Origin of the sequence: Vibrio sp. 10N.222.48.A3, assembly GCF_041475345.1 — a bacterium.
GTDB classification, from domain to species: Bacteria; Pseudomonadota; Gammaproteobacteria; order Enterobacterales; family Vibrionaceae; genus Vibrio; species Vibrio tasmaniensis_A.
In genome coordinates, this window is record NZ_JBFRVX010000447.1 from 1,159 (window position 1) to 9,084 (window position 7,926).

The 7,926-nt window shown below is 45.2% G+C and carries 5 protein-coding genes; 1 reads left to right on the forward strand and 4 read right to left on the reverse strand.

The window, feature by feature from the left end:
• Window positions 1-235: 235 nt before the first annotated feature.
• The 4 genes from manA to mngA form a co-directional block, all read right to left on the reverse strand.
• Window positions 236-1,423, reverse strand: a complete 1,188-nt coding sequence (gene manA / locus AB4653_RS13530; protein WP_009845444.1) for a mannose-6-phosphate isomerase, class I — start codon at window positions 1,421-1,423, stop codon at window positions 236-238.
• A gap of 2 nt (window positions 1,424-1,425) precedes the next feature.
• Window positions 1,426-2,592 (reverse strand): glycerate kinase, encoded by a 1,167-nt coding sequence (locus tag AB4653_RS13535; protein ID WP_102258341.1) that lies wholly within the window; start codon window positions 2,590-2,592, stop codon window positions 1,426-1,428.
• Window positions 2,593-2,637: 45 nt separating this feature from the next.
• Window positions 2,638-5,277, reverse strand: coding sequence for a mannosylglycerate hydrolase (mngB, locus tag AB4653_RS13540; protein WP_009845446.1), 2,640 nt, complete (start codon window positions 5,275-5,277; stop codon window positions 2,638-2,640).
• A gap of 237 nt (window positions 5,278-5,514) precedes the next feature.
• Window positions 5,515-7,449 (reverse strand): PTS 2-O-a-mannosyl-D-glycerate transporter subunit IIABC, encoded by a 1,935-nt coding sequence (mngA, locus tag AB4653_RS13545; RefSeq protein WP_009845447.1) that lies wholly within the window; start codon window positions 7,447-7,449, stop codon window positions 5,515-5,517.
• A gap of 317 nt (window positions 7,450-7,766) precedes the next feature.
• Between mngA and AB4653_RS13550 the strand changes: the two genes are divergently transcribed.
• Window positions 7,767-7,926 (forward strand): GntR family transcriptional regulator (locus AB4653_RS13550; RefSeq protein WP_372104428.1); only part of this gene is annotated, 160 nt, incomplete at its 3' end.

Sequence of the window (7,926 nt, forward strand, 5' to 3'; positions counted from 1 at the left end):
ATCGTAGTAAATAACTGTCAGCCTAGCTGGTTCAAAAACTTGATAACTGCGTTAGAATTTTTGATTGTAGAATAACTACTTATCGAAAAATTCTGCCTTGTTCTCCAGTCTTTTTCCTGCGCTATTTCTGATCACTTACTTACTGTGATTGGTATAACAACCATCAATCCAATATTGAGTGCCTCTTTACAGTGGCACTCTGACATTTCTTTTGCTGATCGCTAGCACGGGGGCACTAGTTAAAAGCACGAGCCAAAATGCCATTCCCTTGATATTGGTAAACACTTGAATTACTACTTACAAAGACCGATTCTCCGGGTTTAAGAGAAACTGACCGTCCTTCTGAAGTGACGGTCGCCTCTCCTTCCACACAGAACAAGATCTCCGCGCTACGTAAATACTGTGACTTGCTCTCATCAGTCGCAGACAAGATATCAAAGCCAAAGTCATCCACTGGAATCGGATAGCTCATCTTGCCCTCTTTCAATACAGGCTTAAGACGAATATCTTCTGGCTTAATCGGCTCAAAGATCGTGTTATCGATAAGCTCAGGAACGTCTATGTATTTGGGTGTAAGACCGGCGCGCAGCACATTGTCTGAGTTTGCCATAATCTCCAAACCTGTGCCTTGAACATAAGCGTGAGGTGTTTCTGCGAACAGGAACATCGCTTCACCGGGCGCCAGTTCAACCGTGTTGAGCATCAATGGGGCAAACAAACCAATATCACCCGGATAGTGCTGTTTGAATTCAATGCTGTATTGCAGAGCTTCACGCCCCATGACCGTTTTAGCTGGTCGCGCATGTGCAGCATAAAGCTCATTAAGCGCAGACGCTTTACGGTCACCTTCAAGAGACATAATGGCGCTAAAGAAAGACTTCAGAGAATCACTGTCGGCATTGGCTTTAAGCACATTAAGTTCAATCGCTAACGAAGGAATATCGGCTTCTTCGAACAAGGCAATAATATCGTCGATTGGACGAAAGCCATTCATCGCTTTGTAAAAGGTCAACGCATAAACCAACTCAGGCTTATGGTTTGGATCTTTGTAGTTACGATTAGACGCATTCAAAGGGATGCCAAGTGCATTCTCTCGCTCAAAACCTAATTCTGATTTGCGCTTGTTGGGGTGAACCTGAATCGACAACGGTGTTTCAGCTGCTAACACCTTAAATAAGAAAGGTAGCTCACCGAAACGTGCCGCCGTGTACCCACCTAAGACATCGATCCTATTTTCATCAATCATGTGAGAAAGCGGCTCACCGGTATCGCCTACTTTGGAGCAACCATTAGGATGAGCACCCATCCAAATTTCTGCTTGAGGTTCTTGGTTTGGGTTCACAATACCAAACAGTTGGTTAATGGAGTCTTTGCTTCCCCATGCGTAGTTTTGAATAACGTTGTCGAGTTTAAATAGAGACATAATTACTTCTCATTAAAAATCTGGCTGCCAAGCTTGAGCGTGGCGGCGATATTACGGGCAGTACGAGTCAGGTTTTGATTCGCTTCTAATAAAACTTGGTCTAAAGACTGAGGTGAACGTACGGTTCCAAATAAGCTAGACATTGAACCGTAAAGCTTTTCAACGTCTTGCCCCAAAGAGCCCGCTATTCCAATGGTTGGAATACTCAGCTTTTGAGCTCTCTGAGCGATACCGAAAGGTGTTTTACCTTGCAGGGTTTGGTTGTCCATCTGCCCCTCTCCGGTCACGACCAGTGAAGCACCTTCAAGAACCTTATCTGCATCCAAAGCATCTAATACCATCTCAATACCCGCTTTAATTTGGATATTGAAGGCAAGACTTAACCCCAGAGGTGTACCACCAGCCGCACCAAAACCAGCTGTGTCGCGATGATTAGTACCCGTATGTACTTGAGCGATATCGGCAAAGTGACCGATCGCAATATCAAGTTGTTCAACTTGAGCTTTTGATGCTCCCTTCTGTGGACCAAACACGGCACTGGCTCCGCTTTCGCCACACAGTGGATTATTCACATCACACGCGACCACGAACGTGATTTCTTTGCATCTAGGGTGCAGTCCATCAAGATCGATGCTTGCTAACTGGCTTAACTCGGCGCCGCCACCAGATAGCTCGTTGCCTTGCTTGTCTAATAACTTGCCTCCCAATGCTTGTAAAATTCCTGCACCTGCATCGTTGGTTGCGCTACCGCCCAAGCCGATAATGATTTGTTCAACGCCTTGATCTAAAGCATCTTTAATCAATAGCCCTGTGCCAAACGAAGATGCAGTTAAAGGTGATCTTTCTTCTACCGTTAATCGGTCTAAGCCCGATGCTTGAGCAAATTCCAACAAGGCAGTTTTCACCTTAATTCCATCAAAAGTCTGCTCTAACGACGCCCAGTAAGCTGTGCATTCACGTCCGATTGGGTCCATCGTTTGCAACCCTTGTTTCTTACCATTGAGCGCCTCTAGCAACACGTCTACCGTGCCTTCACCACCATCAGCGAGTGGCATTTTCACAAACTCTGCATGAGGGAAAACGTCGGCAAATCCACGCTCAATACAAGACGCAACTTGATGCGCGTCGAGTGATTCTTTAAATGAATCGGGGGCAATTACAATTTTCATTGTCGTTCACCATTCCCGCCCACCAAGATGAGCGGGTGATTGAAATTAGAATTTGACTTGGAATGTTTTTGCTTGGCAAGATGCCAGCTGGCCGAAGTCTTCAGTTGCTACATCACCTTCGCGTACGCGCTCATCCATGCTTGTCTCTTTCCAGCTTGAAACTGCTTGAGTGAACGAAATTGAATCTGACACAGAACCTGTTTCTGCCGGGTTGTAGACACGCATGATCAACGCATCTTCATCTTCCGCTTTCTTCAGTACACTCAGTACCGCACCTGCTTGTTGCTTCGATAACAAGCTGAAGCTCATCGGTAGGTTTTGCTCGCCCACATTCAGCTTCATCGCGTTGTAAGGGATCTTGTTGTAGCATTCGATTTGAGTGACATTGTCACGTGCTTGCGCCATGACGTTCGCGTCAATATGGTTACCAGAGAAACCGCATAGAGTGAATTCACACACTAACTTGCCGCGTACTTGTGAGTCCGGTGTCGGGATCTTGATACCGGAAGGGCGACCCGGACGAAGCAATAACTCTTCTTTACCCAATACACCGATACCGCGGAATAACGTTAGTGCGAACGTATCTCTATTATCGTCGCCTTGCGAAGCAATCACTTCAAATTCACGCAGGCCATTCGACATAATCGCCATACCCGCTTTGCCGTTTTCTAGCGCTGCGAAGTTCATTGACTGATACACAGGAACTGGCGCTTCTTTCCACTTCTCTTCTTCCCAAACCGCCATAGCAGGGTCATTGGTTGGTCGAGTAATACAACCGAACTGGTTATCTGCAACCACAGTTTCAGAAACGAATGGCGTTGGTACTAGCACACGTACACGGTGGTCGTCGGCTTGGTTGTCTAGTTCCATACGAACTTCAATGCGGCGAGAACCTTGCTTCAATACCACTTGGCATTGCGCTTCAACGAATCCGTTTTGACCCGTACGTTCTTCACGCTCTGCAAGGTTTGCAGGCACGTTCATGCGGAAAGCGATGTTCGCTACCGATTGAAAGCCTTGGTGATCAATCGATGTTTCTACCGGGAACTCATCTGAGTACAGCAACCATTCTTGACGAGATGGAGAGTAATCGTACTCATCGCCGTCATCAGAACCGTCTTCTAAACGAAGTACTTGGTCGAATACTTGCTCTGTCTCTTTATCGAAAATAGTCAGAGTACCGTTGTCGTTTACATTGATTCGGTAGTACTCGTTCTCTAGCAAGTAGTCTTTTTGTTCTGCAACTTTTACTGCGCCCTTCTCGTTACCTTGGATGTGTAACGTGGTGAAGCCCATCGCTGGCACAGTACGTTTGATCTGAATATCAAACTCCATGAACGGGTCGTAGTTACCGTAGTGAACGATTTGACGGTCTACTTTACCTGGGTCAATTTGGCGTTTATCTTGGATGAAGTATTCAACAGGGTTTTCGTTTTCATCAAAAATAGAGAACTCTTGAGCACGGATAGTGATAGTCGTGTTAACCACTTCTTCACGCTCATATGGAGAAAGGTTAAACATCGCCAACTTGTCGCAACCTTCGCGATCTGGCATGTGGTCAACAATCTTACGCTTGTAGAAATGAATCAGGTTGGTCGCCATATCGTCCGCAAGGATGTAACGGTTTAGGATCTCAGCGTGAACCTTGTCAGAACAACAGCAGCCAATCGAGTCATGAGCGTGGTTCTTCATGCTCTCTTTCCACATTTTCTCAATCAAACCATGGTGGTATTCAAAGCCTAATGTCCAAGCGATAGACGCTAGTGGTTCTAAGATGTTTACAATCTTGTTTTCGATTTCTGCGTGGATCAGTTTGATATCCATACGCGTAGAAGAGATCGTACGGTGAACACGCATGTATTTACCGTCGTTGAACTCGCCTTTAATTGTGTCGAGTTGGTCGCGCGCCGCTTCTACTTTCTCGAACACTTCTTCGTAACGACTCATTGAGAATTCACGATCTGGGTAGATTTCGCGAAGTTTGTCCATTACTTCAAAGATGTCTTTTTGAATCGGCATTTGGTCATGGCCATTCGGCAGCAAAATGTCTTTCGTTACCGATGGCTTTTCTAGCACTGGGAAGTACTTATCTAAACGAGCACGCAAGCCTTCTTCGTCTTGTGGAAGGTATTTGCCAATTGCGTAACCTAGCGGAAGCACTTGTGCCGTAACTTCACTGCCGTCATTAGACTGCCATAAGAATTCTGTTTTGTTGGTGCCATGACGCTCTGAACAACCACGCCAAAACATTGCACGCGTGATGTCGAAACCGTTATAGATCATCGGCAGCTGTGAGCTCATGCTGAATGAATCTGGTAGGTAACCGATCTTCATTGCATCGCCAAATTTCATACAGTCACGAATGCCATACATCATGTTACGCACAATCGACTCACCAGAAACTTGCATTGTGTCGGTTTGAGAATACCAAGGGCCAATAATAAGCTTGCCCGCTTCAACCAATGCTTTTACGCGTTCTGTGTTCTCTGGTTTGATCGCAAAGTAGTCTTCTAGAACAGCGGTTTGACCATCTAGAACGTAGTATTTGTATTCTGGATCACTCTCCAGACGGTTCATGATTTCTTCCATGTTGTTCACAAGAAGAATGCGAGACTCTTCTGTTGTGAAATACCATTCACGATCCCAGTGCATGTGTGGAGTAATATGTACGCGTGATGTAGTCATAATCATTTACCTAAATGTGTCGCTTCGAGTAAATCTAAAATTCGAACTCAAATACGACTAAATTAAAGTTTTTCAAGGGGTTAAAATTGGCTGCCACTAAATTTAGGGTGCAGAAAACCACGCCCAGAATCTGTGTGAATAAAACCGTTAGGAGCACAGGTATTTAGGACAGCCAAGTTGTTCGTTATTTTTTATATGGTGTTTTAATTGCGAGTTAGAAGTTAGCTCAAAATTTAGTTAGTTCTGTGTTGCAGTACTTGCTTCAAACTTACCCTTTTTTACAGCATGACCACGCCACATCAGAAGAGTAACAGTTGAAATCACTGTGCCGACAAGCGCAGCACCGAACCAGATTGCAGCAGCAGAGAATGCGCCCAAACCTGAATCGTGTAACAAGAAGATAGAAAAAATACCTGCACCCGGAGTCGATAGACCGATACCTGCCGCACCAACCATCGCGCCTGTAACCACAGAGCCTAGTAGGAATGAACCGATTACACGGATTGGATCTTCAATCGCCATTGGGATTGCACCTTCGGTAATACCCGCTAGGCCAAGTAGCCATGTAGATTTACCGGTTTCAATCTCAAAGTCTTTGAATAGGCGTGGAGCAATCATGGTTGAAGCCGTTACGGTGAACGCCGATACCATTTTTACTGAACCAAAGATTGCGTATGGGCCATAAACACCGTTCGCCATTGCACCTAAACAGAATGCGTAAGCGGCTTTGTTTACCGGACCACCTAAGTCGAATGATACAAACAAACCAAGAATCGCACCCAATAGCAGCGCATTGGTGCCAGACATACCGTTCAACCAGTCCGTTAGACCTTGGTTTAGGAACGCTACAGGTTTACCGATAACAAATAGCATCAAGCTACCTGCCACCAAAGTACCGATCACCGGATAAAGGTAGAAAGTAAGGAAGCCGTTAAACGCAGGGCCTAAGCGAACATGCTCTTTTACCCAACGCATCACGTAACCAGCAATCAAACCACCAACAACACCGCCTAGGAAACCAGAGCCAATGATGTTTGCTGCAATACCTGCGGCAAAACCAGGACCAAGTGCCGGTTTATCTGCTAATGAGTAAGCTGTGTAAGCTGCCAGTACTGGCACCATCAATGTACCCAGTAGGCCGCCACCTAGTTTGCGATACATCCATAGCCAAGAATCTTTTGTTGCATAGAGCTCTTGCAGGTCAAAAATTTGCGCGATAAGAACAGCAACCGCAAGAACAGTACCACCAGCAACGATAAGAGGAACCGCGTAAGAAATACCAGAAAGCAGTGCTTGTTTGAGCTCAGTTTTCAGTGGCAGTTTCTTCGGTTTATCATCAGTAGCTACTTTACGCTCTGCACCGTTGCCTTTTTTCGACTCTTCGATCGCTTCGTTTAAAATGCGCTCACCGTGTTTAATCGGTTCTGCGACTGGTGTTTCAATACGAGGAATGCCGTTAAAGCGCTCAGATTCTTTAATCGCCACTTCAGCAGCAAAAACACACGCCACAGCATTGTTTAATTGCTCAGCCGTTAAGCGATCTTCAATACCGTTTGCGCCCTGTTTTTCAACATGTACGTTATAGCCAAGCTTTTTGCCCGCCTTTTCAAGATATTCTGCCGCCATATAAGTATGAGCAATGCCAGCAGGGCAAGCAGTAACACATACAACTGTCGGTGCATTTGTATCTAAGTTGTCTTGTTTTTCTTCTTGTTGATTGTCGCCATCAAGAAGCGCAAAGATTTCTTCAGCGGTTGTCGCTTTTAATACCGCTTCGCGAACATCGTCGTCAACCAATGTAGTTGTCAGTGCGGTAAGCAGATGCATGTGGGTAGAGCCCGCTTCTGCATTTGGAATCGCAATTAGGAAGATAAGATTCACATCTTCGTCTTCATCCAAGCCTTTCCATTTCATGTCTTCTTTAAGCGTTGCTACAGCGAAGCCAGCTTCTTTAACCGCGTCAGTCTTACCATGCGGTACTGCTAGGCCTTCGCCAAGCGCTGTCGGGCCTTGCTCTTCACGAGCAAATACTGCATCAAGATACTCTTGCTTGTTATGCAGTTTGCCTTGCTGATCCAGTTGGTCAGCAAGTGCGTAAATCGCTTCTTCTCGACTGCTAAACGTAGTTTGCAGATTTACGAGCGACTTATTCGTTAGAGTAGTAAGTTTCATAACCTTTGTCCCATAGTCACGGATTAGTACGACAGTCGTCCCTGTCGACGAGAAGAATAATACAACTTCAAGACATTTAATCCGTGATCACGATCTCACCAATACATATTTGTATTTAATTTGTATTTAAATCGTATTGGAAAATCCTTTAAGAAAGCTTGTTATGTATCGTTTAATTTGTATTATATGTACTACAAAACGCCGATACGACGCTCACACTAACCTTTAAAGCAAGGCTTATATAGAGCAAATTTACGTATTTAAGGTACAGGTTGTTAATCAAAGTCTAGTTGTTCTAGCGCACAAATGAGGCAAAAATGGCAAGACTCCCTATGTATCGCCAAATCGCCGATGCAATAAGAGAAAAGATCAGTTCTGGTGAATATAAAGTTGGAGAAGCACTCCCAACAGAAGCGCAATTGCGTGAAGTATTCTCGGTAAGCCGTGTGACGGTTAGGCAAGAGTTGAAACTACTGA

Bases quoted from the DNA above. Each gene is read 5' to 3' on its own strand.
- mngB (WP_009845446.1), bottom strand. From the start codon at position 5,277: ATGACTACATCACGCGTACATATTACTCCACACATGCACTGGGATCGT.
- mngA (WP_009845447.1), bottom strand. From the start codon at position 7,449: ATGAAACTTACTACTCTAACGAATAAGTCGCTCGTAAATCTGCAAACT.
- manA (WP_009845444.1), bottom strand. From the start codon at position 1,423: ATGTCTCTATTTAAACTCGACAACGTTATTCAAAACTACGCATGGGGA.
- AB4653_RS13535 (WP_102258341.1), bottom strand. From the start codon at position 2,592: ATGAAAATTGTAATTGCCCCCGATTCATTTAAAGAATCACTCGACGCG.